Source organism: Micromonospora sp. CA-259024 (assembly GCF_050936255.1).
Classification (GTDB): Bacteria; Actinomycetota; Actinomycetes; order Mycobacteriales; family Micromonosporaceae; genus Micromonospora.
On the sequence record NZ_JBNJND010000001.1, the window covers coordinates 426424 to 453093 of the forward strand.

Genomic DNA, 26670 nt, shown 5'->3' on the forward strand with positions numbered 1-26670 from the left:
CGATGCGTCAGTTAGACGTCGGCGTTCAGACCCGCTTGCTGATTCGCCTGTTTCTGCGGGAGTCCGGAGACCTGGAGCAGTTGACTGACGACGACGCGCAGTTGCGAGACGACGACAGCCCCGGAGGCCTCGACACCCTCGGCGGACGCCTCGTCGACGTCTTTGATCGCTTGTAGCGCCCGCTTCCGCGCACCGTCGGGCTCTCGGCCGGCGAGGAAGTCGCGATGCACAAGCCGGAACGCTTGGCCGAAGTGCTCGATCGCTGTTGAGAGGCCGGTCGGCAGAGGCTCTCGGGCACGTAAGGCCGACACGGCCCATTGCAACATCTCGCGGCTGCTGGCGTAGGCGAGTTCAAGGTGCTCGGCCGAGTGCGCGTACCGGCGCATGATGCCCAGCCGTCGTCTCCGCCACGGCGACAGAAGCGCGACCTCGCATGCCGCGGCGACAACGTCGGCCGTGTTGCGTCTCTCCGCCTCTGCCACACGCAGTCGTTGCAGCGCCTCCTCGGCCTGCTTGACGTCGCGTTGAACCAGCGCGTTCGCGGTAGCGGTCATTTCACGGGCAATGGCATCGACTGTCGGGCCGGCGGCCCGGTGGACGATCCGCACCGGATTGAGCGGCAGGATCAGCAAGGCCACGACGATGGCCACCACTACGCCGACCAGCGCATTCGCCGTCCGCGGCACGGCCAGGTCCGGCCTTTCCGGAGACACCGTTCCCAGCAGGACGGCGGTACTTCCTGCCTGCACCATGACGGCGCCGGTACCGCGAAACACGGCTGCCGCCGAAATGGCCAGTGCCACGACCACGCCGGTCTGTATGGGGCCTGCCCCGATGAACCGTATGATCCCGTTTCCGACCAGCACGCCCAGGATCACTCCGGCGAGAAGCTCCAGGGTCCGCCTGGCCCGATTACCGATGGCCGCCGCGATCGTGCCGACCGCGGCTGCGGGCGCGAACAGTGGCTGCGCATTGTGCAGCACGTCGCTCGCGATGAACCAGGCCAACCCGGCGGCCAGACCGGCCTGCACCGCGAGGATGAGGTACGTGCGAAGCCGTTCGTAGGCGTTCCTGCTTTCCCGCAGCGCGGTCTTGGCCGGTCGGGCACCCCGACGTCTGCTGCGCACCCTCGCCCCCCACCGTCGATCGGCTCTCTGACGATCGTCGTACGCCGGTGAACCTCGGGTGCGAGAGATCCCCAATCTGATGCGTCGCCGCCGGGAGCCTGCTCAACCGCGGATGGATGTGAGCGCGGGGTCAGCCGGCGTAGCGGGTAGGTCAGCGCGGTCAGGGGCGATCGGCGGGCTTCGCGCCGTCGCCGGCCTGGGCGTGCCGCTCCAGCAGCCGCTGCCGGATCTCCTCCGGGGTGTACGCGCGCCGGCGCCGTTCCGCCCGCGCGATGACCACGCCGGTCGCCGCGACGCCGGCGAGGCCGGCCAGTCCGAGGACCTTCCACCACCGCATTCGTTGCCCCATCGGCCTAGGCTAGACCCTCATGAGCATCAGCCTGGATGAGGCCGTCGAGTTGACCCGCACCGGCGACGTGTGGGTGTTCCGGGGTCGCAGCGTGCCGGACCGGGCGATCCAGTTCACCACCAACAGCCCGGTCAACCACGTCGGGATGGCGGTGGTGCTGGACGACATGCCGCCGCTGATGTGGCACGCGGAGCTGGGCAGGTCGTTGCCGGACCTGTGGTCGGGCACCCACCAGCGCGGCGTTCAACTGCACGACCTGCGGGACGCGGTCGGCGTCTGGGCCAATCGGTACGGCCAACGGGCCTGGCTGCGGCAGCTCGATCCGCCGGCCGACGGGGAGATGGAGCGGGCGGTGCTGCGGACGATCGCGCGGTTGGACGGAACACCGTTCCCGTCGACGGCCCAGTTGGCGTGGCGGTGGGTGCGTGGCCGGGTGCCGGTGCTTCCGCGCCCCGGTCGGCCGGCACCTCGGTCGACTCCGCCCACCGCGACCACCTCCCCGGTGGAGCGGGACCGGGCGTTGGAGACGGCGTACTGCGCCGAGGTGGTTGCGGTGACCTATGAGGCGATGGGGTTGCTGCCGGCGGGACGGCGTCCAAACTGGTACGACCCGGGGCGGTTCTGGAGCGGGGACGACCTCGGTCTGGCCGCCGACGCCCGCCTGGGCTCGGAGATCGAGGTGCGGGTGCCGCCGCGCTGAGGTTCGTTCTGGGCGGTGACCGATGACTGCTGGCGCCGTGAACCGTTTTCCGTCGTCGGTGGGCCGGTCGGACGACCCGTACCCGTCTGGTTTCCGGTCTGCCCGGCGCTGGCTACGCTGTCGCGTCGGTGGGGACGAGGGGAGAGCTGATGGCGGTTCGGCCGGGCGGTGCGGCGGGGTCGCGGGCGGCCCGCATGTTGGTATCGGTGCCGTGGATCGTGGTGCTGCTCGGTGTGTGTGCGCTGGTGGTGCTGCTGGTGGTCGCGTTGCTGTCGTTCCGGACCAGGGAGCGGGACGCACCGCCGCAGGCCGCGCCTCCGGTGTTTCTGCCGACGATGCCGGCTGCCGCGTCAGCCACGGGTGGTCCGACGCCCGCCGGTGTGGAGCGGCGCACGACGTCGCCGCAGCCGTCGCGCAGCAGTCGGGCGCCGTCGCCGCGGGCGACCGTGACCGGCTCGCCGACTCCGGGGCGGACGAGCGCCCGGGCGGTTCCGGTGGTGCCGGTGGACGACACGGTGAGCGCCCGGTACCAGGTCGGCACGGACGGTTGGGACGGGGACGCGGCGGTGCTGTCGATCGCCAACGAGTCGAGTCGGTCGGTGGACTGGCTGGTGGAGTTGGCGTTCGACGATGACCTGTGGGTGCTGCGGGTCGCTGACGACTCGGGTATCTCGGTGCGGGGGCTCGGGAACGGCGAGTTCGAGTTGCGCGGCACCCGTTCGCTGGACCCGGGTGACTCCCGGACGTTGCGGCTGCGCCTCGGCTGGGGTGAGTCGGCGGAGCGGCCGCAGCGGTGCACGATCAACGGGGTCGACTGTCAGCTCGGCTGAGCTGAAGCCGGGTCGGTGCCGCGGCGGGTGCGCTGTCGGCGCTTCCCGGCCTGCCCGCCGATCGCTACGCTGCCCGGACGGTCCGCTGAGGGAGGTACATGTTCGGCATGCGTCGCGCCCCGCGACTGTCGCACGGCCCGGTCGCGATCGTGTCATCGCCCTGGATCGTGGTGGGCGCTGGTGTCGTCGTGATGGTGGTCCTGCTCTTCGTGGCCCTGGGCGCGTATCGGGGGCGTAGTCCTGCGCCGGACGACGCGCCGGCGCCGCCGGCGGTGCCGCTGCCGTCGGCGGTGGCCGCGCCGAGCGCGCCCACACCGGTGTCGTCCCCGGTGTCGCCGGCGCCGGTGCAGCCGGGGTTGTCCGGGCGTGCGAGCGGGCTGCCGCCGAGCGGTGCGGCCGGGTCGCGATCACCGTCGGCCGGCCCGTCTGTTGGTCCGACAACTGGGCCGACGGTGGCGCCGCCGCCGAGCCGGGCTCCGCAGGGGCAGCCGGCAATGAGTGGGCGGTACCGGGTGGTGCAGAGCTTTGACGGGGGTTTCATCGGCGAGGTGTCGATGGTCAACGCGTCCGCCGAGAGCCGTGGTTGGACGGTCAGGTTGGAGTTCTCCGGTGGGCGGTTGGTGACCGCCTGGGTGGAGGGCGTACCACAGGGGACGGTTCGGCAGTTCGACGGCGGTTTCACGTATGTCAGCGGGGTGGACGTGCGGCCCGGCGGTTCGGTGTCGTTGCGGTTCCACCTGGAGCGAGCGCCCAGCACTCCCCGCGAGTGCACGGTCGACGGGGTGCGTTGCAGCGGGTTCTGACCGGGACGGGCGCGGCCCTTCCGCAAGGATGCTGCTTTGTTGCGACCATGTTTGCAAGGCATTGCAGAATGTTTCGGCAAGGGTTAGCGTGCGGCCATCCGCGACCAGAGGAAGGCGTCGATGAGACCCCCGCCGATACCGCGCACCGCCCTGCTGGCCCTCGTCTCTCTGCTCACTCTCACGCTCGTCGGCACCCCGGTCGCCGTGCGTCCCGCCGTCGCGGCCACCGGGCCGTCCGGCGGTGTCCCGCTCGCCGTCGGCGGCGCCGCGCAGTGGCGCGTTGAACCCAGCGCCGACGCGCTGCTGAAGGCGGGCAGCAACTCCGCGCGGGCCGAGCAGTTCTACTTCGTCCTGCCGGACCGGTTCGCCAACGGTGACCCCCGCAACGACCGCGGTGACCTCGCCGGTGACCGGTTGCGCACCGGGCTCGACCCGACCGACAAAGGCTTCTACCACGGCGGCGACCTCAAGGGCGTCATCGACAAACTGGACTACATCCAGGGGATGGGCACCACGGCCATCTGGCTCGCCCCGATCTTCAAGAACCGGCCGGTGCAGGGCGCCGGCAACGACATCTCGGCCGGTTACCACGGCTACTGGATCACCGACTTCACCCAGGTGGACCCGCACTTCGGCACCAACGAGGAGATGAAGCGGCTGGTCAGGCTCGCCCACCAGCGTGGCATCAAGATCTACCTCGATGTGATCGTCAATCACACCGCCGACGTCATCAAGTACGCCGAGAACACGTACGGGTACGTGGACAAGGCGACCTCGCCGTACACGGACGCGCAGGGGCGGGCGTTCGAGGACCGTAACTACGCCGACGGCAGCCGCGCGTTCCCGCCGGTCGACCAGGGGTCGTTCCCGTACACCCCGGCCTTTCCCGATCCGGCTGACGCGACCGTCAAGGTCCCCGCCTGGCTCAACGACGCCACCATGTACCACAACCGGGGTGACTCCACCTTCGCCGGCGAGAACAGCGAGTACGGCGACTTCTTCGGTCTCGACGACCTGTGGACCGAGCGCCCCGAGGTGGTCCAGGGGCTGACCGAGGCGTACGGAGACTGGATCGGCGCGACCGGCGTCGACGGGTTCCGACTGGACACCGTGAAGCACGTCAACATGGACTTCTGGCCGCAGTTCAGCCAGGGCATCGAGCGGGCCGCCGAGAAGGCCGGCAAGAAGGACTTCTTCATGTTCGGCGAGGTGTACAGCGCCGACCCGGAGATCAGCTCCAGCTACGTCCGGCAGGGTGGCCTGCCGGCGACCCTCGACTTCGCCTTCCAGGAGGCCGCGCGCGGGTACACCGCCGGCGCCGGCTCGGCGAAGGCGTTGGCCGACGTGTACGCCCGCGACGACCTCTACGCCGCCCGGGACACCGACGCCGGCCGGTTGACCACCTTCCTCGGCAACCACGACATGGGCCGGATCGGTTCGTTCATCGCCGCCGGTGGCACCGACCCGGCCAGTCACCTGCGCCGCGACCAGCTCGCCCACCAGCTGATGTTCCTCACCCGCGGCCAACCGGTGATCTATTCCGGCGACGAGCAGGGCTTCACCGGCCCCGGCGGTGACAAGGACGCCCGGCAGGACATGTTCGCGTCGTCGGTCCCCGACTACCTCGACGACGACCTGCTCGGCACCGACCGCACCCATGCCGACGACCAGTTCGACACCAGCCACCCGCTGTACCGGACCATCGCCGAGCTGGGCCGGCTGCGGCAGGCGCACCCGGCGTTGCGCGACGGCGTGCAGGTCACCCGGTACGCCGCCGACGGCCCGGGCGTCTTCGCCGCGTCGCGGATCGCCCCCGCCGACCGGGTGGAGTACGTGGTGGCGGTGAACAATGCCGACACCGCGCAGACTGTCACCGTGGACACCTGGTCGGCTGGCGCCACCTTCACCGGCATCTACGGCGCCGACGGCGGGGCCGAACAGGCGGGCGCCGACGGCAAGCTGACCCTCACCGTGCCGCCGCTGTCGGCGGTGGTGCACCGGGCCGGCACCCCCGTCGCGCGCCCGGCCGGCGCGCCGCGCATCACCATCACCGCCCCCGCCCCGGACGCGCCCGTCGCCACCCGGGCCACGGTCACCGCTCAGGTGACCGGTGACCCGCTGGCCACCGTGACCGTCGCCGCCCGGGTCGCGGGCGGCCGGTGGACCTTGCTGGGCAGCGCGGACCACGCGCCGTACACCGTGCGGCACGACCTGACCGGCCTGGCCGGCGGCACCCGGGTCGAGTACAAGGCGGTGGTCCGCGACGGCCGGGGCCGCACCGCCACGGCCCGCTCCACCGCCGTCGTGGGCACCCCGCCACAGGGCGAGTCCCGGGAGTGGGCGGTGGTGCACTACCAGCGCCCGGCCGGTGGGTACGACGACTGGGGGTTGTACGCGTGGGGTGACATCGACCCGGCGTACGTCACCGAGTGGCCGAAGGGGCAGCCGTTCGCCGGGGAGGACTCCTACGGGCGGTTCGCCTGGGTGAAGCTCAAGCCGGGCGCGACGTCGGTGAGCTTCCTCGTGGTCGACTCCGACGGTGACAAGGACGTCGCCCAGGACCGCAGCATCGACGTCACGTCCACCGGCGAGGTCTGGCTCAAGCAGGGCGACCCGGTGACCTACCCGAGCAGGCAGGCGGCCGCCGGTGAGCCGGACCCGCCGGTCGAGGAGGGCACCGCCGTGATCCACTACCGGCGGGCCGACGGCAACTACGACGGCTGGGGCCTGCACCTGTGGGACGGCGCGGCCAACCCGACCGAGTGGCCCAGCCCGCTGCGGCCGACGTCCGTCGACGCGTTCGGGGCGGTGTTCCGGGTGCCGCTGGCGGCCGGCGCCACCGGGCTGAACTACATCATCCACCAGGGCGACACCAAGGATCTGCCGGACGACCAGCGGCTCGACTTCGCCAGTGCGGGCCGTGAGGTGTGGCTGCTCGCCGCCACGTCCGGCCGGTTGCTGCCCTCAACGGCGACCAGCGCCAACGGGGACACCGACATCAGCAAACAGAAGGCGCACTGGATCGACCGGTCCACCGTGGCGTGGCGGACTCCGCCGACCGACGGCAAGACGTACGCGCTGGTCGCCGCGCCCACCGGCGGGGTCAGCGTGGTCGACGGCGAGCTGACCGGGACGTACACCACGCTGCCGTTGCGGGCGCAGCGCAACGGGCTCACCGAGGCTCAGCGCACCGCGTTCCCGCACCTGTGGTCGTACCGCAGCTTCGCCCTTGATCGGGCGGACCTGGCCAAGGTCCCGGCGGCGCTGCGGGGGCAGGTGCTGGTCACCGAGCGCGACGCGGCGGGTGCCCTCCTCGCCGCGACCGGCGTGCAGATCCCCGGCGTGCTCGACGACGTGTACGCGCGGGCCACCGACGCCACCCTCGGGCCGACGTTCGCGGGCCGCACGCCGAGCGTCGCGCTGTGGGCGCCGACCGCCCGGACGGTGACGCTGCACCTGTTCGACTCGCCCACCGCCGCGCCGAGGACGGTGCCGATGCGCCGAGACGACCGCACCGGCGTCTGGTCGGCGCGCGGCGACCACACCTGGACCGGGAAGTACTACCGGTACGAGGTGCAGGCGTGGCAGCCGGCGGCGCAGAGGATGGTCACCGCGTCGGTGACCGACCCGTACTCGGTGGCCCTGGCGGCGGATTCCACCCACAGCCAGTTGGTCGACCTGAACGACCCGGCGCTGGCGCCGGCGGGCTGGCGGACGCTGCGCAAACCACCCCCGGTGCCCGCGGCGAAGGCGCAGATCTCCGAGCTGTCGGTGCGGGACTTCTCCGTCGCCGACGACACCGTGCCGGCCGAGCGGCGGGGCACGTTCCTGGCCTTCACCGACCCGAAGACCGCCGGCATGACCCACCTGAAGGCGCTCGGCGACGCCGGTGTCACCCACCTGCACCTGCTGCCGGCGTTCGACTTCGCGACGATCCCGGAGAAGCGGACCGACCAGCGTCAACCGGCCTGTGACCTGGCGACGCTTCCGCCGGATTCCGCCGAGCAGCAGAAGTGCGTGGCGGCGGTCGCCGAAACCGACGGCTACAACTGGGGGTACGACCCGCTGCACTACACCGTGCCGGAGGGCGGATACGCCGTCGACCCGGTCGGCGCGGCGCGGACCGCCGAGTTCCGGCGGATGGTGGCCGGGGTGAACGACGCCGGGCTGCGGGTGGTCATGGACGTGGTCTACAACCACACGTCGGCGGCCGGCACCGACGCGAAGTCGGTGCTCGACCAGGTGGTGCCCGGCTACTACCACCGGCTGCTGGAGGACGGCACGGTGGCCAACTCCACCTGCTGCGCCAACACGGCGCCCGAGCACGCCATGATGGGCAAGCTGGTGGTCGACTCGCTGGTCACCTGGGCCCGGCAGTACAAGGTGGACGGTTTCCGCTTCGACCTGATGGGTCACCACCCGAAGGCGAACATCCTGGCCGTACGCACGACACTGGACCGGCTGACCGTTGCCCGCGACGGCGTGGACGGCAGGTCGATCCTGCTCTACGGCGAGGGCTGGAACTTCGGCGAGGTCGCCAACGACGCCCGTTTCGTGCAGGCCACCCAGGCCAACATGGCGGGTACCGGAATCGGTACCTTCAACGACCGGCTTCGCGACGCGGTGCGCGGCGGTGGGCCGTTCGACGCGAACCCGCGGGTGCAGGGTTTCGCCTCCGGGCTCCACACCGACCCGAACGGCGACGCGGTCAACGGGTCACCGGCCGAGCAGAAGGCCCGGCTGCTGCACGCCCACGACCTGATCAAGGTGGGGCTGACCGGCAACCTGCGCGGGTACCGGTTCACCGACACCGCCGGGCGGCAGGTCACCGGGGCGCAGGTGGACTACAACGGCTCCCCGGCCGGCTACACCGCGGCGCCGGGGGAGGCCGTCACCTACGTCGACGCGCACGACAACGAGATTCTGTACGACGCGCTGGCGTACAAGCTGCCGCAGGCCACCACGGTGGCGGACCGTTCCCGGATGCAGGTGCTGGCGTTGGGCACGGTGGTGCTGGGGCAGGGCACCGGGTTCGTCACCACCGGCACCGAACGGTTGCGGTCGAAGTCGCTGGACCGCAACTCGTACAACTCCGGTGACTGGTTCAACCAGATCCGCTGGGGTTGTGAACGGGGCAACGGGTTCGGCGCCGGTCTGCCGCCCGCTCAGGACAACGAGGACAAGTGGTCGTACGCCAAGCCCCTGCTGGCGGATCCGGCCCTGGTGCCGGACTGCGCGGCGATCACCACCACCGACGCCCGGTACGCCGAGTTGCTGCGCATCCGGGCGTCGTCGCCGGTGTTCGGGCTGGCCACCGCCGAGCAGGTGCAGCAGCGGGTGGCGTTCCCGCTGTCCGGGACCCAGGAGACGCCGGGCGTGCTGACCATGACCCTGGACGCCCGCGGCCTGGGCGGGGCGTGGACGTCGGTGACCGTCGTCTTCAACGGCACCCCGGAGACGGCGAAGCAGACGGTGCCCGGTCTGCGCGGGGCGGACGTGGCACTGCACCCGGTGCTGGTCGACTCGGCCGACCCGGTGCTGCGTACGGCCTCGTTCGACCGGGCGGCCGGCACGTTCACCGTGCCGGCGCGCAGTGTGGCGGTCTTCGTCCAGAAGTAGAACGTGAACCGGCCCCCTTCCGCGTCCTGCGGAAGGGGGCCGGTCCGGTTGCCTGCCCGTTGTGCCGCCGTCACCGGCCGCACGTCACCCGAGGGTGATCAGGCGAAGCAGTTCTCGATGGTGCCGCCCGGGATGGCCAGGCAGTTCGTCGGGCGGTTCGCGGTGATCGCGGACTTGTCGTCCACGTTCACGTCCCCGAAGAAGCTGAAGACACCGCCCGGAGCGAAGGTGGAGAAGTTGTGCGCGACCTTCGTCTTCGACAGGTTGACCTGGCCGAAGATGTTGAAGATGCCGCCGCCGACCCCGATCGGGCCCACGGCCCGGTTGCCGACGACCTCGCTGTCGCGCAGCGTGGTGACGCTGCCGAGGTTGAAGAGCCCGCCGCCGAAGAAGCCGGCGGTGTTGTCCTTGATGCTGCTCTTCTCGAACGTGACCGCGCTGTCGAAGGCGATGGCCACACCGCCACCGACGCCGGCGGTGCTGTTCTTCTCGATCGTGACGTGGTGCAGGTTCAGCTGGCTGTCCGCCGCCGCCAGACCGCCGCCGGCGAGAACCGCCGTGTTCGAGACGAACTTGGTCTCGTACGCGGTGGTGTTGCCCTCGATGTCGAGGAGGCCGCCGCCGAAGCCCAGCGTCTTGTTGTCGCTGATCTCGGCCTTCTTGAGCTCGACCGTCCCGCCGTCGACGTCGTCGGTGAAGATCTCCGCGGCGCCGTTGGAGATACCGCCACCACCGATGATCGCGACGTTGTCGTTGACCTTCGACTCCTCGACCTTGAGCAGGCCGGCGTTGAAGACACCGCCGCCGAAGAAGAAGGCGGTGTTGCGGGTGACGGTGCTGTGCCAGATCTTCGTGGTGCCGAAGTTGGCCACGCCACCGCCGTTGCTGCCCGACTGGTTGAGGACGACCTCGGACTCGAGGATCTCGGCGGTGCCGCCCGGCTGGACCAGGATGCCCGCGCCGTCGGTGTCGTCCGGGTACTCGACGAGCGGCGTGACGACGCCGCCCTGAGCGGTCGGCGCGGCCTTCGGCGCGACCTTCGGCGCCGCCTTCAGGCCCGCCTTCGGGTTGGCCTGACGGGCGGCGAGCGCCTCGTTCAGCGGAACGCCCGCCTTCACCTGCGCCGCGATCGCCTCGGAGTCCGAGTAGGACGCCCAGACGGCGGCCGGCTCGACGGTGTTGAACAGTTCGAGGGTCTGTCCACCCTTGATGGTCAGGCCCTTGATGGTGAGGTGCCCACCACTGCCGACGTTGAGGATCCGGAAGTAGTCAGCCGTGGCGTCCCGGGCGATCGTGGTGTGCTCGCCCTTGAGGGTGATCCGCTCGGTGATGACCGGCAGGCCGTTGCCCTCGTAGTCGTTGCGGGTCAGGTTGTAGGTGCAGCCCTTGGCCAGTTCCAGTACGCCACCGTGCTTGCTGTTGGCGAAGACGATCGCCTGGATCAGCTTGTCGGTGTCGCAGGGCACCTCCTTCCCACGCTCGTGGTCCTTGTCCTTGTCCCGGTCCTTGTCCCGGTCCCGGTCCCGGTCGTTGTCCCGGTCCTGGTCCTTGTCCCAGTTGCGCCCCTCGTCACCCCGCTGGTCGCCGTCCTTGCTGACCTGCGCGGTGTTCCAGTTCAGGCCGCCCGCTCCGGCGCTGCCCGCGACGCCCACCGCCGCGAGACTGATCACGCCCGTCAAACCGGCCACGCCACTGGCGAGCCAGAGCTTGCGGCGGCGCTTGGCCGTCGCCCGCCCGGAGGCTTCGTTGTTCGTTAGGTAGTTGGACATCGGAGCTCTCTGCCCTCTCCTCGTACCAGACAGGGTCGCCGCCCTCAGACGGACGTCCCCTGCTACAAATCGGTTGTAGCTCCCAAAGCCAACTTATGAGAATGTTCCTCGCCTCGCGGGCTTATCCGAAAGAACCCCACATTAGGTTCATGTTCGGTCCGGAGCGGTCGGGAAGCCCCGCAGGGGGACGCGGCCCCCAAGCCGGTCGCAGGGCCGGTGAGCTGCCCAAATGGGTACGCCCCTCCGTGCCGCGGACCGGCTCGGAGGGGCGCGCCCTCTATGTGGATCAGCCATCCGTTCCGGTCAGAAGCAGCCGGGAACGTTCAGGCAGTTGGTGGGGCGGTTGGCGGACACCGCGGACTTGTCATCCAGCCTCACGAAGCTGCCGAGGCCGTTGGAGATCCCACCGGGCGGCAGGGTGGCGAAGTTGTGCGTCACCTTCGTCCGGTGCAGGGTGATCTCGCCGCCGTCCGTGTTGTAGATGCCGCCGCCGCTGCCGAACGGGCCGACGGCCCGGTTACCCGTCACCTCGCTGTCGCGCAGCGTGGTGACGCTGTCCTCGTTGAAGAGGCCGGCGCCGAAGAATCCGGCCGTGTTGTCCTTGATGGCACTGCTCTCCACGGTCGCGGTGCTGTCGAAGGCCACCGCCAGGCCGCCACCCACACCGGCGGTGCTGTTCTTGACCACCGTGGCGTGCTTGAGGGTGAGCTGGCTGTCCGCGACCGCCACGCCGCCGCCGGCGAGGACCGCCGTGTTGCCGCTGACCGTCGTCTCGTGCAGAGTCGTGGTGCCCTCGACGTCCAGGACACCGCCACCGAAGCCGAGCGTCCGGTTCTCGGTGACCTCGCTCTTGTAGACCCAGATCGAGCCGCCGTCGACGTCCTCGGTGAAGATCCGCGCTGCGCCGTTGGCGATGCCGCCGCCGCCGATGATCGCGTTGTTGTCCTTGATCTTCGACTCGTCGACCTGCAGCACCCCGGCGTTGAAGATGCCGCCGCCGAAGAAGAAGGCGGTGTTGTGTGCCACGGTGGTCTTGCTCAGCCTGGTGTTACCGAAGTTGGCCAACCCGCCGCCGTTGCCACCCGACTGGTTGTAGAGCAACTCGCTGTCCAGGATCTCCGCGCGACCACCGGGCTGCACGAGCACCCCGGCGCCGTCGGCGAACCCGGGCTGCTCCACCAGCGGCGACACCGCTGGCCCGGCCGTCGCCGGCTTCGTCGACTTGGCGGTCGTCGGCGCAGCGGGCTTGGCCGTCGTCGCTGCCGCAGCGGCCTTGGCGGCGGTCGCGGCGGCCTTGGCCGTGGACTTCGCGGCCTCGGCGGCGGTCGCCGGCTTGGCTGCCGCCGTTGCCTTGGGCGCGGCCGTGGCTGCGGACGCCGGCTTTGCTGCGGTCGCCGGCTTGGCGGCTGGCTCGGCTTCGGTCTTGGCGGCGGTCGTCGGCGTGGTCTCGGCCGGCTTGGCCGCCGCGCCCGGTGCGGTGATGGGGTCGGCCGGCTTGGTTTCGGCCGGCTTGGCCGTGGTGGCCCGGACCGACGCCGAGTAGGGCGCCCAGGCCGTCACCGGGTCAGCCGCCATGACCTGTTGGAGGGTCTGGCCGCCCTTGATGCTCAGGCCCTTGAGGGTGAGGTGCCCACCCGGCCCGACGTTGAGGATCCGGAAGTAGTCGGCCGTGGCGTCGCGGCCGATGGTGGTGTGCTCGCCCTTGAGGGTGATCCGCTCGGTGATGACCGGCAGGCCGTTGCCCTGGTAGTCGTTGCGGGTCAGGTTGTAGGTGCAGCCCTTGGCCAGTTCCAGTACGCCACCGTGCTTGTTGTTGGCGAAGACGATCGCCTGGATCAGCTTGTCGGTGTCGCACGGAACCTTTGTGGTGCGCTCCTTCTCGTCGCGCTTGTCGTCCTTCGCCGACCGGTCGTCGAAGCCGCTCCAGTCGTCGCCGCTCCACTCGTCGTCCCCACCGGCGTCCTCCTTGGCGCCGTTTTCCTTGGCGCCGCCGTCGTCGCTGACGTTCTGCCGATTGGTCGACGGCTGCGCGTCGGACACCCGGCCGGAGTTGGGCTTGTCGTCCCGAGCGGCCACGCCGCCGAGAGCCGCCAGGCCGACCACGCCGGTCAGCCCGGCCACGCCGGCGACCCAGAGCGCCCGCCTTCGTCGTGTCGGCGGAGCTGTCGAGGCCCCGCCGTCGGTACTCGTTACGTCGTTGGACATCAGAGCCTTCCGCCCTTTCCTGCTATCAGACGGGGTCGCACCGCCCGGGGCGCCACGACCAGCTACAAATCGGTTGCAGCCTCTGATCCCCACCGTATGAGAACCATCTTCGCAATGTGGACGTATCCGAGATAAGCCCGCATTTGGCTCAGGTTAACGCAGGAGTGGGCAACCGGTCCGGGCGGGCAGGAAGGGCGTGAGCAGCGCAAACCCTTGGAGGGCGTCGGTTCGGGCGCACGGTTCAGGCGCACCGTCGTCGCCCGTCGAGGGTGCGAACGTCGCCGAGCTGCGCATGATGCCGACCGGGATGCGGATCGTCTCGTCCGAGGTGCGGATGCCGACCAGGGATGCGGATCGCCCGGGGTGCGAATGTCGCACGTTGCCCGCCGCCCGACGTGATCCACTCGGTTTCCCTGAAGTTGCGGCATCCGGGCGATGTGGAGACCACAAATTCATGGAAACTGAGTGGATCATGGCTGGGTCTTGTCGCCAGCCCCAGGCGGCCGATGGGATGCGACGCGGTCTCGCTGGGAGACGCGGGGACACCCCGACATCCGCAAACCGGAGCGCTTGGGGGACCGGCGGTGCCTCACTCCCCGGCGGGCTTGATCCACTCGGTATCGCTGATACCGGCCCATCCACCCCGGCCGGATGCCGCAACTTCAGGGAAACCGAGTGGATCTTGGGCTCGGCGGGTCGGGCTGGGCTGCGGGGGGCGGGACTGGGCCGGGCTGGCAGGACTGGCAGGACTGGGCACGGGCTGGGCCGCGCGAGGCTGGGGTGGGCCGCGCGGGGCCGCACTGGGCGGGGCCGGGCCGCACCGCACTGGGCTGGGCCTCATGGGCTGGGCGGGTCTGGGCTGGGCCGCGCAGGTCTGGGCTGGGCCGCATTGCGCTGGGCGGAGCCGGGCTCGGCGGGTCGGGCTGGGCGGAGGCCGGGCTGGGCGGAGGTCGGCTGGGCGGAGGTCGGGCTGGGCGGAGGCGGAGCGGCTCGCCGGCCGGGCGCGCGGACGTTCGGAACGTCGCGGCCCGGCGGCGAGGTCCGCTGCGGGTCGGTGTCGGAGCCCGCGGTCAGCCAGGCAGGCGGGGACCAGCCTCGCGCTGCTCGGCCAGCCAGGTCTCCACCTCGTCGGAGGTGCGCGGCAGCCCGGCCGAGAGGTTCACCGCGCCGGTCGCGGTGACCAGTACGTCGTCCTCGATCCGGATGCCGACGCCACGCAGTTCGGCGGGGACCAACTCGTCCTCCGGCTGGAAGTACAGCCCCGGCTCGACGGTGAGCACGTAGCCCTCGCCCAGCGCGCCGTCGCGGTAGGTCTCCTTGCGGGCGTTCGAGCAGTCGTGCACGTCGATGCCGAGCATGTGGCCGAAGCCGTGCAGCGTCCACCGTCGGTAGACCGTCGACTTCTCGTCCATCGCCTCGTCCACGCTGACCGGCAGCAGGCCCAGCTCGGCCAGACCTTCGGCGAGCACCCGCATGCAGGTGAGGTGGACGTCCTTGAACTTCACCCCGGGCCGGATGGCCTCGATGCCGGCCTGCTGTGAGGCGTACACGATGTCGTAGACCTGGCGCTGCAGGGCGGTGAACCGGCCGTTCACCGGCAGCACCCGGGTCACGTCGGCGGTGTACAGGTTCCGGCCCTCGACACCCATGTCCATGAGCAGCAGGTCACCCGGCCGGGTGGCGCCGTGGTTGTGCACCCAGTGCAGGATCGTGGCGTGCTCGCCGGCGCCGACGATCGAGTTGTACCCGACGTCGTTGCCGTCGTGTCGGGCCCGTAGCGCGAAGACACCCTCCAGCAGCCGCTCCGAGACGGGGCGGTCCGCCGGCAGGATCCGGGCCACGTCCTCGAAGCCGCGTACGGTGGCGTCGATCGCGTCCTGGAGTTGGCCGATCTCCCACTCGTCCTTGACCAGCTTCTGCTCGGAGATGGCGATCGCCAGCTCCCGGTCCCGGGGCGGCTGCCCCTCGGTGCGGACCCCGTCGTACGGGTGGACGGCCGCGTCCACCCGGGCGTCGAACCCGCGCAGCACCCGGGTACGCCCCGGCGCGAGGTCGGCGAGCGTCGCCTCCAGGCCGGTCAGGTCGGCGGTGGGCAGGCCCAGCTCGGTCGACTTCTCGCTGAGCGTGTGCCGCCGGCCCACCCACAGCTCGCCGTTGCGGCTGCGGAAGAACTCGTCGGTCTCGCGCGACGACCGGGGCCGCATGTACAGCGTCGCGTCGTGCCCCGAGCCGTTCGGACGCAGCACCAGCACGCTGTCCGCGTCGTGGTCGCCGGTCAGGTAGGCGAAGTCACTGCCTGGCCGGAACGAGTAGTCGGTGTCGTTGGCACGGACCTTCTCGGGGCCGGTGGGGATCACCAGCGTCTCGCCGGGGAAGGCCGCCGAGAGCGCGGCCCGCCGCTTGGCGTAGTTGGGCGCCTCCGGACGGGGCGCCACCGGGAGCGCCGTGTCGCGCCAGCCCTGCCGCATGAAGGACAGGAACGCCTCCGGGAAGTCCGGATCGTGCGATTCCGTACCGTCCGTCGGCGTACCGTCGGTGCGTCCCTCGGTCATTGCGCCGCTCCCTCCGCTTCTTTGCTGGTCCCGACGGTACCGTGCGCCCGGTTCGCAGTGACGGCCGCCGGGAGCGGGGCGGATCGACGGACGGCTGCGAGGGCCGGCAACGCCCGTGGGAAGATGACCACCATGTGCGGACTCCTGGCCTTCTTCAGCGCGAACGGTAACGCCGCCGCGCACCGCGACCACATCGCCGGAGCATTGGAATGCCTGCATCACCGTGGCCCCGACGAGACAGGGGTCGAGGTGGTCGGCGACGCCTCCGGCCGGTACGCGGACGGAGTGTTCGCCCACAAGCGGCTTGCCATCATCGACGTCGCGTCGAGCCACGAGCCGCTGCCCTACGCGAACGGCCGTTACCTGCTCACCTTCAACGGTGAGATCTACAACTACATCGAGCTGCGCGAGGAGTTGATCAGGAACTTCGGCGCCCAGTTCGCCACCGCCGGTGACGGTGAGGTGATCGTGGCGGGCTACCACTTCTGGGGCGAGCAGGTGCTCACCCGGCTGCGGGGCATGTTCGCCTTCGTCATCTGGGACCGACAGGAGCGGCGTGCGTTCGGCGCCCGCGACTACTTCGGCATCAAGCCGATGCACTACCTGGAGACCGCCGACGGCCTCTACCTGGCGTCGGAGAAGAAGGCGCTGCTGCCGTTCGCGCACAGCAACTACCAGGGTGACGCGGGCGTCGACACGGCCAACCTCAGTCACTACCTGACCCTGCAGTACGTCCCCGAGCCCGGCACCCTGCACAAGGGCATCAGCCGGATCGGCTCCGGGGAGTACCTGAACTGGACCCCGGGCGGGCGGATCGACGTACGCCGGTGGTACCGCCCGGTGTTCCGGCCCGCGCCGGTCGACGACGAGCAGAGGCTCTACCACGAGATCCGGGAGACCCTGCGCGAGAGCGTGCGCATGCACATGCGCTCCGACGTGCCGGTCGGCTCGTTCCTGTCCAGCGGCATCGACTCCACGGCGGTGGTCGCGCTGGCCCGGGAGTTCAACCCGAACATCCTCACCTTCACCGTCGGCTACGACGTACCGGGGTATTCGGAGATCGACGTCGCTCAGGAGTCGGCCCGGCACCTGGACGTCACCACCATCCCCACCAAGATCGGTCCGCAGGACATGATCGACGCGTTGCCGAAGATCGTCTGGCATCTGGACGACCCGGTGGCCGATCCTGCGCTGGTGCCGCTCTACTTCGTGGCCAAGAAGGCCGCCGAGCACGTCACGGTGGTGCTCTCGGGTGAGGGGGCGGACGAGTTCTTCGGCGGCTACACGATCTACCGCGAGCCGCTGTCGCTGGGCACCGTCAACGGTCTGCCCGGCGGGGTGCAGAAGGGGCTGCGTGCGGTCTCCAAGGCGATCCCGCAGGGGGTCAAGGGCAAGAGCTTCCTGGAGCGCGGCACCACCCCGATCGAGGAGCGCTACTACGGCAACGCCCGGATGTTCACCGAGGAGGAGAAGCAGCACCTGATGCGGCGCTACGACCCCTCGGTGCGTTACACCGACGTCACCGCCCCGATCTACGCCGAGTGCACGGAGCTGGACGACGTCACCAAGATGCAGTACGTCGACCTCTACACCTGGTTGCGGGGCGACATCCTGGTCAAGGCCGACCGGATCTCGATGTCGCACTCGCTGGAGGTGCGGGTGCCGTTCCTCGACCGTGAGGTCTTCGACGTCGCGGCGAAGATCCCGGTCGACCTGAAGTTGCCGCCGCGCTCCGACGCCACCAAGTACGCGATGCGCCAGGCGTTGCAGGGCGTCGTGCCGCCGGCCATCGTGAACCGGAAGAAGCTCGGCTTCCCAACTCCCACCCGGGTGTGGCTGCGCGGGGAGATGTACGAGTGGGCTCGGCACGTGCTGAGCACCTCGGGTGCGGGCGACCTGCTCGACCTGTCGTACGCGCTGCGGCTGCTCGACGAGCACAAGCGGGAGGAGGCCGACCACTCCCGCAAGGTGTGGACGGTGCTGATCTTCTGCATCTGGCACGCCATCTTCGTGGCGAAGACGCTCGACCCGGGCATCCAGCGTAACCAGTCCGCCCTGCTCACGAAGCCGGTCGTGGGCTCCATGGTGCGCTGACCCCGGGGAACCCTCCCGGCCCTGCGGTCGACCCTGTTGATCAAGAGGTTTGCGTCATCCGGAGCCGTTCCGGTGACGCAAACCTCTTGATCGTTTCAGGGGGTGGCGGTCAGCGACGGGCGCAGGTGACCGTGGGAAGGGTGTTCGTGCCTGTGCTGCTGGCGAGGAAGCCGAAGGTCGCGCTGCCTTCCGGTGCGACCGTGCCGTTGTACGAGACGTTGGCCGCCGTCACCGACGAGCCGGACGACGTCTGTGTCGCGCCCCAGATCTGACTGATCGACTGCCCGTTGGGCCAGGTCCAACTCGCGGTCCAACCGGCGAACGGCGTACTGCCGTGGTTCATGATCATTATCTCGCCCTGGAAACCGCCCTGCCAGGCGCTGACCACCTTGTACGTCGCCATGCAGTCCCCACCGGCCGGCGGCGGGGTGGTCGTCGGTGGCGGGGTGGTCGGGTTCGGCGGCGGAGTCGTCGGGTTCGGCGGAGGGGTCGTCGGGTTGGGCGGCGGGGTGGTCGGGTTGGGGGTCTGCGTGCCACCCGGACCCACCCCGGTCACCTGACCGTTGCCACCGTCGAAGGTCACGTCGGAGCAGCCGAAGAAGTTCTCCTGGGAGTCCGAGCGCACCCAGCGGGAGTAGATGATGTGCCGTCCGCTCTTGCCCGACGGCAGGTTGCCACTGAAGTAGTAGTGCCCCTCGTTCGTACCGACGCCGCCGCGCTGCGGCGGGTTGGTCACCGTGAGGAACGGCTCCTCCAGGTCACTCCAGGCCAGCGCCCGGGTCGGGCTCCAACTGTTCTTGGTCACGTAGAAGTAGAAGGTGCCCGGGTGGTGCGCCCAGTTGCTGTACCGGAAGTCCAACCGCGCCCCGGCGGTCAGGTGGGTCACCGGCCAGTCGGTGCGGGCCAGGTCGTAACCCCGGTAGCCGGGGTTGCCGCCGCTACAGAGCTGCCCGTCCGGGATGAAGCCGGTGGTGCGGCCGCCGGCGTCGGAGCGCAGCACGCTGAACCAGTTGTAGAGCGAGTTCGCCCCGCTCTGACCCACGGCGGCGGAGCACGCGGGGTTGTTCGGCCTGATCTCACCGGTCGGGCTGAGGCCGTCCTGCCAGCAGAGGAGGGTACGGCTGCCCGGGGTCATCGCGGCCCCGTGCGCGGCGGCCGGTTGCGGATTGGACGCCAGGGCGACAGCGCCCAGCGCGATGGTTACGGCCGCGGTGAGCAACGCGGCCGTACGGGAACGGTTCACGGGTTCTCCTGACTCGCGAGGCGTGCCGCTTGAGCCGCCCCGCCGCAATCGGGTGGGATGTGGCCTGATCGCCCCGCTCTCGTGAGCGGTGCGACGATCACGGCGACGTGCCCGGCGGGAAACGGCCGGTGGACGTGCGCCATCAGCGGTCCTGTCCTGGACCGGTGCCCTCGCGTCCAACGAACCCGGCAACCGGTGGCGCGGCAGCCCCTCGCACCACCCGGTATGCGTCATCCCACCACGCCGCGCGGCCACCACGCAATAGTCGTTGCTCGATGGATGAGATGACCCGCCGGTCGCGGTTGGACGCCATATCCTGCGTACGGGGACGACGTGACGGAGAGGCGCAGCCGGTGCCGGACGTGTTCGACGAGGTGCACCGCCGTTGCCGCGCCGGCGAGCCGGTCGCACTGGCCACCGTCGTGGCCACCTGGCGCTCGGCGCCGCAGCCGCCCGGCGCCACCATGCTGGTCGCGGCCGACGGCACGGTCACCGGCAGCGTCTCCGGCGGCTGCGTGGAGGCGGACGTGTACGAACGGGCCCGCCGCGTGCTCGACACCGCCACACCCGAGCTGGCGCGCTACGGGATCAGCGACGACGACGCGTACGCCGCGGGCCTGACCTGCGGCGGCATCCTCGACGTGTTCGTGGAGCGCGTCGACGCCCGCGCCCTGCCGGCGCTGGACGCGGTCGCCGCCGCCCGCCGGGCCGGGCAACCGGCGGCAGTGGTCACCTGCGTGGCGGCCGATGCCGGCGACCCAGCGGGCATCGTGCCGAGTGACCCGGCGCGGCGGCTGGGTCGGCGGCTGGTGCTGGTCGGCCAGCGGGTGATCGGCTCGCTCGGCGACGACCGGCTCGACGACGCCGCCAGCGCCGACGCCCGCGGTCTGCTCGCCGCCGGGCACAGCGGGGTGCTCCGGTACGGCTACCACGGGCAGCGCCGCAGCGGCGGGATCAGTCTCTTCGTGGCCGCGTACGCCACCCCGCCCCGGATGATCGTCTTCGGGGCGATCGACTTCGCCGCCGCGGTGGCCCGGATCGGCGCGTTCCTCGGCTACCGGGTCACCGTCTGTGACGCCCGGCCGGTCTTCGCCACGGCGCGGCGCTTCCCGGAGGCGGACGAGGTGGTGGTGCAGTGGCCCCACCGCTACCTGCGTGCGGAGCTGGACGCCGATCGGGTCGACGGGCGGACGGTGGTGTGCGTGCTCACCCACGACCCGAAGTTCGACGTGCCGTTGCTGGAGCTGGCGCTGCGCCACCCGCTGGCGTACGTCGGCGCGATGGGCTCGCGGCACACCCACGACGAGCGGCACAAGCTGCTGCGGGAGGCGGGACTCAGCACGGCGCAGCTCGCCCGGCTCGCCTCCCCGATCGGGTTGGACCTTGGTGGGCGTACACCGGAGGAGACCGCGGTGAGCGTGGCCGCGCAGATCGTCGCGGCCCGCTGGGGCGGCACCGGTCGCCCGTTGGCGGCGCTCGACGGGCCCATCCACCAGCCGGGGTAGCCCACACCGTTGCACGGCCTTCGGCGCCCGCCGAGCGGCCCGCTGTGCCAGCCTGGTGCCACGGCGATCGGCTCGGCCTGCGGCGGCCGGTGGCGGTTGGCGACGACGAGAGGATCGGCATGGGATACGCGGTGGTGCTCGGCGAGGCGCTCGTCGACCTGCTCGACAGCGAACGCGACGGCGAGCGGGTCTACCGGCAGGCGATCGGCGGGGGTCCGCTCAACGTCGCCGTCGGGGTGGCCCGACTCGGCGGCGCGGCACAGTTCGTCGGCTCGCTCGGCGACGACGTGCTGGGCGGCCGGATCCGCGCCTTCCTGACCGAGGCCGACGTCGGAGTGGCCGGTGCGGTCACGGTGCCGGCGCCGACCACGCTCGCGGTGGTCACGTACGCCGGGCCGGAACCCGACTTCCGCTTCTACGGCGAGCCGGCCTCCTATGGTCTGCTCGGCCCCGATGATCTGGATCTCGCGTTGCAGGAGGGCGCCGACGTGCTCTACTGCGGCTCGATCGTGCTGCTGCAACCCGCCACGCTGGCCGCCGCCCGGCGTGCCTGGTCGCTCGCCACCGGTCTGCGGGTCTTCGACCCGAACGTGCGCCCCCGGCTGCTGAACGGGCCGGCCGCACTGGAGGGGCTGCGCGAGGTGGTGGCCGAGTTCGCCGCCGGCGCGCACCTGGTCAAGGTGAGCGCCGCCGACGCCGAGCTGCTCTACCCGGGTGAACCGGTCGAGGGGGTCGCGGCGTACCTGCGCGAGTTGGGTGCCACCACCGTGGTGGTGACGCTCGGCGCGGCCGGTGCGGTGCTGGCCGCCGCCGACGCCGACCCGGTCCGGGTGCCGGCCCCCAAGGTCAACGCCATCGACGCCACCGGTGCCGGCGACTCGGTGATGGCCGCCCTGATCGCCGACCTGCTCGTCGACGGGGAACCGGCCGACCCGCAAGGCTGGATCGGGCGGGTCGCCTTCGCGCTGCGGGTAGCCGGCCTGGTCTGCGAATCCCCGGGCGGCGCCACCGCCATGCCCACCCGCGCGGAAGTGGAACGCCGCTTCCCGACCTGACCACGCCCCCTTTCTCCCGCGTCGATCTTGCGCTTTCGGTCAGCACTTAGACCCGATTCGCCACCTTTTGTCGGGGCAGCAAGTGCAAGATCGGCGGGGCGGGGCGGGGCGGGGTGCGGGTGGGGGTTAGACCGTGCCGTTGAGCTCCCGGTAGCCGCGCCGGGCGGCGATCAGGGCGGCGCGGGCACCGAAGGGCGCCTCGGCGGCCACCCGCTCCACCGGCGCGCTGCCGGTGTGCGCGGCCCGGATCAGCCAGGCCAGTTTCGCCAGGTCCGCGTGCTGGGCGCGGACGAAGTCGACGTCCACCGGGTCGCCGTGGCCAGGCACCACCACCGTGCGCGCGGTGGTCAGCCGCAGCAGGTCCGCGACCGCGTCCGGCCACTGCAGGGGGTACGAGTCCTCGAAGGCGGGTGGTCCGCTCTGCTCCACCAGATCCCCGGCGACCAACACATCGGCGTCCGGCACGTGCACCACCAGGTCCGCCTCGGTGTGCCCCCGCCCGGGATGCCGCAGCAGCACCCGCCGGCCGCCCAGGTCGAGCGCCGTTTCGGTGTGCACGGTGTGCGTCGGAGCGAGCAGCGGAGTGTCGGCCAGCTCGGCGGCGAGCGTCGGGTGTTCCGTCCGCACCTCCTCGTACGCCTCCCGGCGCAGCCGCTCCGGCTCCTGCCGCAGGGCCGCGGCGGCCAGCTCGTGCGCGTACACCGGGCGGGGCGGGTCGCCGGCCAGAACCGCGTTACCGAAGCAGTGGTCGTAGTGGTGGTGGGTGTTGACCAGCGTCAACGGGCGGCCGGTAACCGCCCGGACGGCGGCGGCCAGCGCGGTGGCCTGGGAGGCCGACGAGAGAGTGTCCACCAGTAGCGCCTCGTCCTCGCCGACGACCAGGGTGACGTTGACCCGCAGCAGCGGCTCGCGCAGCACGTGCACCCGGTCGGCGACCTCGACGAAACCGGCGTTCACGACGCCGACCCGGCGCGCTCGACGAAGCGTTGCCGGTCCACCAGGATCCGGTCCACCCGGCCCCGGGCCACCGTCTGGTCGCCGTCGCTGACCGTGACCTCGAACGACAGCCGACGACCGTCGACGGTCGCCAGCAGGGCCTGCGCCCGGACCGTCCGGCCGACCACGGTCGGCACCAGGTGCGCCAGCTCGACCCGGGTCCCCACGGTCGTCGACCCGGGCGGCATCCCGGTCGTCGTCGCCGCGACCGTGGCCGCCTCCGCCAGGGCGAGCACCCGGGGCGTGCCCAGCACCGGCACGTCGCCGGAACCCACCGCCTGGGCGGTGTCCGCGTCGGTGACGGTCAACTCGACCTGGGCGGTCAGACCCGGCGCGAAGGCCGGCTCGGGCTGCTCCTGCATGGTCGTCAGCCTAGGTCCTCACCGAGCCCGCCGAACACGCGCCCGGGGATCCCGGCACCGACCACCTCCGCACCCGTGCACGGCCTCGCCGGGTGGTCCCCGTCGGTCGATGCCGCCCCCGTCGTTAACCTTGACCACGATGGCCGTCGTGACTGACCCCCAGCCCCCCGCCCGGACCGACCCGCCCGCGTCCCCCGACGGGGGTCGTCGGCGCGTCATGGCGATGACTGTCTGGGCGGTCTCCTTCGTCGCCGCGTGGCTGGCCATCGGGCTGCCCACCGACCCCACGTACGCCTTCGTCTGGATCTGGGCGGCGACCATCGCCTGGAACAGCAGCCGGCCGTGGCGCAGTCACCTGCGCTTCGCCCGGGACTGGGTGCCGGTGGTGCTCCTGTTCGTCGTGTACAACCTCTCGCGCGGGTTCGCCGACAACGGGGCCACCCCGCACGCGATGGAGTTGATCGTCGCCGACCGGTTCATGTTCGGCTGGGCCACCGGCGGTGAGGTGCCCACCGTCTGGTTGCAGCAGCACCTCTACCACCCGCAGGTGCACTGGTGGGATGTCGCGGCGAGCTGGGTGTACTTCTCGCACTTCGTGGTGGCGCTGACCGCCGCCGCGGTGCTCTGGCTGCGCGACCGGCATCGCTGGGCCGCGTACATGCGGCGCTGGGGCTTCCTCTGCGCCGCCGGCCTGGTCACCTACTTCGTCTACCCGGCCGCCCCGCCCTGGTGGGCGGCGCAGAACGGGCTGCTCACCGAGGTCGCCCGGATCTCCACCCGGGGCTGGAAGGCGTTCGGCATGCACGGCGCCGGCAACGTGCTCAACGCCGGCCAGATCGCCTCCAACCCGGTCGCCGCGATGCCGTCGCTGCACACCGCGTGGGCGCTGTTCGTGGTGCTGTTCTTCCTGACCGCCACCCGCCGCCGCTGGTGGCCGCTGCTGCTCGCGTACCCGCTGGCGATGACCTTCACCCTGGTCTACTCGGGTGAGCACTACGTGATCGACGTGCTGGTCGGCTGGGCGTACGTGGGGCTGACCTTCCTGGTGGTCGGCCTGGCCGAGCGCGGCTGGGCGGCGCTGAAGGCCCGTCGCGCGGCGGCCGCCGGGGGAGCGTCGGAGGCAATGAGCGACCCCGACGACCCCGCCGGACCACCTGCCGGCGCCCAACCGTCACCCCGCCATCCCCGCACCACCACCGACCAGCCAGCGATACCCGCCGACCACTGACCCCGCCCACCCGGCGACCCACCCACCCGGCGACCCGCCCACCCGCCCGCCCGCGTGGCGATCATGACGTTAATGCCTTCATCGACGGCGTGTCGGGGCAACAACTTCATGATCACCAGGACGGGGGTGGGGTTGGTCAGGCGGGGGTGGGGTCAGGTTGGGTTGCGGGCGGCGTGCGCGCGGGCAGTCAGCTCGGCTGCCAGCGCCCACGCCTCCGCCAGGTCCCGGTCCTGGGCCGTGGCACCGGACCCGCCCGCGGTGTCCGCGTGCACGGAGGCCAACCCCAGCCGGCGCTGGACCGGCCCCTGCACCACCCGCACACTCTGAATCCGGGCGTACGGCACGATCACCAACTGCCGGGTGAGCCGCCCGGATCGGGTGGCGAACACCCGCTCGAAGAGCCCCGCACCGAACGCGCCACGGCCCAGCGGATGCAGCCAACGGGTCCGGTACGGCGGCGGGCTCAGTGCCAGCGCGTCGAGGCGTACTCCCGGCAGCACCTCGGCGACGATCATCGTTGCCGTCGGCAGGTCGCCGACCGGCAGCAGCCGGTCGGGCCGGTTACGGTCGTCGGCCTCCGCGACGGAGTAGCCGGCCACCTCCAGGCGCAGCCGCAGCCAGCCGTTCGCCCGCCACAGCAACGGCCAGGTGGCCCGCACGGTCTGCACCCGATCCAGCGGCACGGTCTGCGCCCGCGTCTCCAGCAGGCCGTTGTGCACCCTCAACGTGCCGCCGTCGCGGGCCAACCGGAAGTTCCAGTCGTCGAGGACCCGGCGGACCGGTTGCAGCAGCACACCCGCCATCGCGGTCAGCGTGCTCGCCACCGCGACGAACGACCACGACCCCGCGGTGAGGAACTGCACCACGACGAAGGCCACACCGAACGGGAGCAGGAACGCCTGCGGGGTGAGCAGTTGGCTGACCAGCAGGCTCTGGTTGCGTACCGCATGCAGTGGCCGGCCCGGCGTGGCCGCCGGTGGCACCACCGCCCCCGGGGCCACCGCGGGCGCCGCGTGCCCCGGCGTGGGCACCTGCGCCACCCGTCCGGCCAGCGCCAGCAGACGCTCGCGCAGCAGGGCCGCGTCGGCCACCCCGAGGTACGCCAGCGGCGCCTCGGTCTTGCCCCCGCCGACCACCTCAAGACGCAGTTCGGCCAGGCCGGTGAGCTGGGCGAGCAGCGGTCTGACCACCTCCACGGCCTGCAGTCGCTCCAACGGGATGGCCCGGGTACGCCGCCAGAGCAGGCCTTCGTACACCCGTAGCTCGCGGCCCACCACGTGGTAGCCGGTGTTGTACCAGCTGATCACCGAGAGCACCGTCGCGCCGAGCGCCAGCACCGCCACCATGGCGGCGAACCAGCCGAAGCCCACCCGGGACAGCGTGGACCACGACAACCCGGCGATCACCACGACCAGTGACTTGGCACCGTGCAGGACCGGGCTGAGCGGATGCAGTCGCCGCCGGATCTCGCCCTCGCCACCGCCCGGCGGCGCCGGCCACGGATAGGACACCCCCGGTGGCACCGGCCCGTGCGGTATCGGGCCGGCGGGTGGCACCGGCCCGTGCCGCATCGGGCCGGCGGGTGGCACGGTGCTCGGCTCGGCGGGGCCGTCGCTCATCGGATGGGCCCCCGGCACGGCCAGCGGACACCCGCTCGGGTGTTCACAACCCCTCCGCCCGGTCCTCACCGAGCGCGGTGAGCCGGTCGCGTAGCCGGGACGCCTCCGTCGGGCGCAGCCCGGGCACCCGGGCGTCGCTCGCGGCAGCCGCCGTGTGCAACTGCACGGTGGCCAGGTCGAAGGCGCGCTCCAACGGCCCGGCGCTGACGTCGACGAACTGCATCCGCGAGTACGGCACGATGGAGAGCCTGCGGACCAGCAGCCCGTGCCGGACCAGCAGGTCGTTCTCCCGCTCGGCGTACCCCCAGGCCCGGACCGCGCGGACGATCGCGACGGCGCGCCACACGCCGAACACCAGCACGAGAGCGACGGCGAGCCCGAACAGCCAATGGCCGCTCAGCGCCCAGCCGACCGCCGTCACCGCCAGACCGATGGCGACCACGACGGCCAGCCGGATCAGCTCCACCCAGATCAGGTCAGTGGAGATCGGCTGCCAGTGGACCGTGTCCGGCCAGGGCTCGAGTGGACCTCGTCCCACCGTCCCACCGGTCAACAGCGGGCCGGGGGGCAGGAGGCCGGGTGCCGGCAGGCCGGGCGGGCGCTGGTCGGTGACC

At 71.4% G+C, this 26670-nt stretch carries 18 protein-coding genes; 8 read left to right on the top strand and 10 right to left on the bottom strand.

Going from position 1 to position 26670, the window contains the following annotated elements; translation table 11 throughout:
* Positions 1–11: 11 nt before the first annotated feature.
* The gene (locus ACQEUX_RS01985) at positions 12–1127 is read right to left on the bottom strand and encodes an FUSC family protein (RefSeq protein WP_433040183.1); all 1116 of its coding nucleotides are present in this window, start codon (positions 1125–1127) and stop codon (positions 12–14) included.
* 160 nt (positions 1128–1287) lie between these two features.
* On the bottom strand, positions 1288–1476 hold the full coding sequence (locus tag ACQEUX_RS01990; protein ID WP_433049990.1) for a hypothetical protein: 189 nt from the start codon (positions 1474–1476) through the stop codon (positions 1288–1290).
* Between the two features lie 19 nt (positions 1477–1495).
* Between ACQEUX_RS01990 and ACQEUX_RS01995 the strand changes: the two genes are divergently transcribed.
* From ACQEUX_RS01995 to pulA, 4 genes are all read left to right on the top strand, one after another.
* Positions 1496–2176 carry a hypothetical protein gene (locus tag ACQEUX_RS01995; protein ID WP_433040186.1) on the top strand — a complete coding sequence of 227 codons (681 nt, stop codon included), beginning with the start codon at positions 1496–1498 and terminating at the stop codon, positions 2174–2176.
* Positions 2177–2325: 149 nt separating this feature from the next.
* Positions 2326–3006 carry a hypothetical protein gene (locus ACQEUX_RS02000; RefSeq protein ID WP_433040189.1) on the top strand — a complete coding sequence of 227 codons (681 nt, stop codon included), beginning with the start codon at positions 2326–2328 and terminating at the stop codon, positions 3004–3006.
* A gap of 98 nt (positions 3007–3104) precedes the next feature.
* The gene (locus ACQEUX_RS02005) at positions 3105–3809 is read left to right on the top strand and encodes a cellulose binding domain-containing protein (protein WP_433040192.1); all 705 of its coding nucleotides are present in this window, start codon (positions 3105–3107) and stop codon (positions 3807–3809) included.
* Positions 3810–3929: 120 nt separating this feature from the next.
* Positions 3930–9428 carry a pullulanase-type alpha-1,6-glucosidase gene (pulA, locus tag ACQEUX_RS02010; RefSeq protein ID WP_433040195.1) on the top strand — a complete coding sequence of 1833 codons (5499 nt, stop codon included), beginning with the start codon at positions 3930–3932 and terminating at the stop codon, positions 9426–9428.
* Between the two features lie 98 nt (positions 9429–9526).
* Here the strand turns inward: pulA and ACQEUX_RS02015 are convergent, their stop codons facing one another.
* The 3 genes from ACQEUX_RS02015 to ACQEUX_RS02025 all read right to left on the bottom strand — a co-directional run bounded on the left by ACQEUX_RS02015 (position 9527) and on the right by ACQEUX_RS02025 (position 15954).
* A complete protein-coding gene (locus tag ACQEUX_RS02015) occupies positions 9527–11197 on the bottom strand; it encodes a hypothetical protein (RefSeq protein ID WP_433040198.1) in 1671 nt (556 codons plus the stop codon).
* A gap of 303 nt (positions 11198–11500) precedes the next feature.
* Positions 11501–13402 (bottom strand): hypothetical protein, encoded by a 1902-nt coding sequence (locus ACQEUX_RS02020; protein WP_433040201.1) that lies wholly within the window; start codon positions 13400–13402, stop codon positions 11501–11503.
* Positions 13403–14472: 1070 nt separating this feature from the next.
* Positions 14473–15954, bottom strand: a complete 1482-nt coding sequence (locus tag ACQEUX_RS02025; protein WP_433040204.1) for an aminopeptidase P family protein — start codon at positions 15952–15954, stop codon at positions 14473–14475.
* A gap of 132 nt (positions 15955–16086) precedes the next feature.
* On the opposite strand from ACQEUX_RS02025, the gene asnB reads away from it, so the two are divergent.
* Positions 16087–18048, top strand: a complete 1962-nt coding sequence (asnB, locus tag ACQEUX_RS02030; protein WP_433040207.1) for an asparagine synthase (glutamine-hydrolyzing) — start codon at positions 16087–16089, stop codon at positions 18046–18048.
* Between the two features lie 109 nt (positions 18049–18157).
* On the opposite strand, the gene ACQEUX_RS02035 is transcribed toward asnB, so the two are convergent.
* Positions 18158–19291, bottom strand: a complete 1134-nt coding sequence (locus tag ACQEUX_RS02035; RefSeq protein WP_433040209.1) for a lytic polysaccharide monooxygenase auxiliary activity family 9 protein — start codon at positions 19289–19291, stop codon at positions 18158–18160.
* A 353-nt stretch (positions 19292–19644) separates the two neighbouring features.
* Here ACQEUX_RS02035 and ACQEUX_RS02040 point away from each other — a divergent pair, with 353 nt between their 5' ends.
* Both ACQEUX_RS02040 and ACQEUX_RS02045 read left to right on the top strand, forming a co-directional pair.
* Positions 19645–20796, top strand: coding sequence for an XdhC family protein (locus ACQEUX_RS02040; RefSeq protein WP_433040212.1), 1152 nt, complete (start codon positions 19645–19647; stop codon positions 20794–20796).
* A 119-nt stretch (positions 20797–20915) separates the two neighbouring features.
* Positions 20916–21851, top strand: a complete 936-nt coding sequence (locus ACQEUX_RS02045) for a PfkB family carbohydrate kinase (RefSeq protein ID WP_433040215.1) — start codon at positions 20916–20918, stop codon at positions 21849–21851.
* A 126-nt stretch (positions 21852–21977) separates the two neighbouring features.
* On the opposite strand, the gene ACQEUX_RS02050 is transcribed toward ACQEUX_RS02045, so the two are convergent.
* Together ACQEUX_RS02050 and ACQEUX_RS02055 are read right to left on the bottom strand one after the other, a co-directional pair.
* Positions 21978–22808 carry an MBL fold metallo-hydrolase gene (locus tag ACQEUX_RS02050; protein ID WP_433040218.1) on the bottom strand — a complete coding sequence of 277 codons (831 nt, stop codon included), beginning with the start codon at positions 22806–22808 and terminating at the stop codon, positions 21978–21980.
* On the bottom strand, positions 22805–23209 hold the full coding sequence (locus tag ACQEUX_RS02055) for a thioesterase family protein (protein ID WP_433040221.1): 405 nt from the start codon (positions 23207–23209) through the stop codon (positions 22805–22807). The genes ACQEUX_RS02050 and ACQEUX_RS02055 overlap by 4 nt, the downstream gene beginning before the upstream one ends.
* 139 nt (positions 23210–23348) lie before the next feature.
* On the opposite strand from ACQEUX_RS02055, the gene ACQEUX_RS02060 reads away from it, so the two are divergent.
* Positions 23349–24437 (top strand): phosphatase PAP2 family protein, encoded by a 1089-nt coding sequence (locus ACQEUX_RS02060; protein ID WP_433040224.1) that lies wholly within the window; start codon positions 23349–23351, stop codon positions 24435–24437.
* A 152-nt stretch (positions 24438–24589) separates the two neighbouring features.
* Here the strand turns inward: ACQEUX_RS02060 and ACQEUX_RS02065 are convergent, their stop codons facing one another.
* Positions 24590–26056 carry a PH domain-containing protein gene (locus tag ACQEUX_RS02065; RefSeq protein WP_433040227.1) on the bottom strand — a complete coding sequence of 489 codons (1467 nt, stop codon included), beginning with the start codon at positions 26054–26056 and terminating at the stop codon, positions 24590–24592.
* 43 nt (positions 26057–26099) lie between these two features.
* On the bottom strand, positions 26100–26627 hold the full coding sequence (locus ACQEUX_RS02070; protein WP_433049515.1) for a PH domain-containing protein: 528 nt from the start codon (positions 26625–26627) through the stop codon (positions 26100–26102).
* Positions 26628–26670 lie beyond the last annotated feature (43 nt).

Bases quoted from the DNA above. Each gene is read 5' to 3' on its own strand.
- ACQEUX_RS01990 (WP_433049990.1), bottom strand. From the start codon at position 1,476: ATGGGGCAACGAATGCGGTGGTGGAAGGTCCTCGGACTGGCCGGCCTC.
- ACQEUX_RS01995 (WP_433040186.1), top strand. From the start codon at position 1,496: ATGAGCATCAGCCTGGATGAGGCCGTCGAGTTGACCCGCACCGGCGAC.
- ACQEUX_RS02000 (WP_433040189.1), top strand. From the start codon at position 2,326: ATGGCGGTTCGGCCGGGCGGTGCGGCGGGGTCGCGGGCGGCCCGCATG.
- ACQEUX_RS02005 (WP_433040192.1), top strand. From the start codon at position 3,105: ATGTTCGGCATGCGTCGCGCCCCGCGACTGTCGCACGGCCCGGTCGCG.
- pulA (WP_433040195.1), top strand. From the start codon at position 3,930: ATGAGACCCCCGCCGATACCGCGCACCGCCCTGCTGGCCCTCGTCTCT.
- ACQEUX_RS02015 (WP_433040198.1), bottom strand. From the start codon at position 11,197: ATGTCCAACTACCTAACGAACAACGAAGCCTCCGGGCGGGCGACGGCC.
- ACQEUX_RS02020 (WP_433040201.1), bottom strand. From the start codon at position 13,402: ATGTCCAACGACGTAACGAGTACCGACGGCGGGGCCTCGACAGCTCCG.
- ACQEUX_RS02025 (WP_433040204.1), bottom strand. From the start codon at position 15,954: ATGACCGAGGGACGCACCGACGGTACGCCGACGGACGGTACGGAATCG.
- asnB (WP_433040207.1), top strand. From the start codon at position 16,087: ATGTGCGGACTCCTGGCCTTCTTCAGCGCGAACGGTAACGCCGCCGCG.
- ACQEUX_RS02045 (WP_433040215.1), top strand. From the start codon at position 20,916: ATGGGATACGCGGTGGTGCTCGGCGAGGCGCTCGTCGACCTGCTCGAC.
- ACQEUX_RS02055 (WP_433040221.1), bottom strand. From the start codon at position 23,209: ATGCAGGAGCAGCCCGAGCCGGCCTTCGCGCCGGGTCTGACCGCCCAG.
- ACQEUX_RS02060 (WP_433040224.1), top strand. From the start codon at position 23,349: ATGGCCGTCGTGACTGACCCCCAGCCCCCCGCCCGGACCGACCCGCCC.
- ACQEUX_RS02065 (WP_433040227.1), bottom strand. From the start codon at position 26,056: ATGAGCGACGGCCCCGCCGAGCCGAGCACCGTGCCACCCGCCGGCCCG.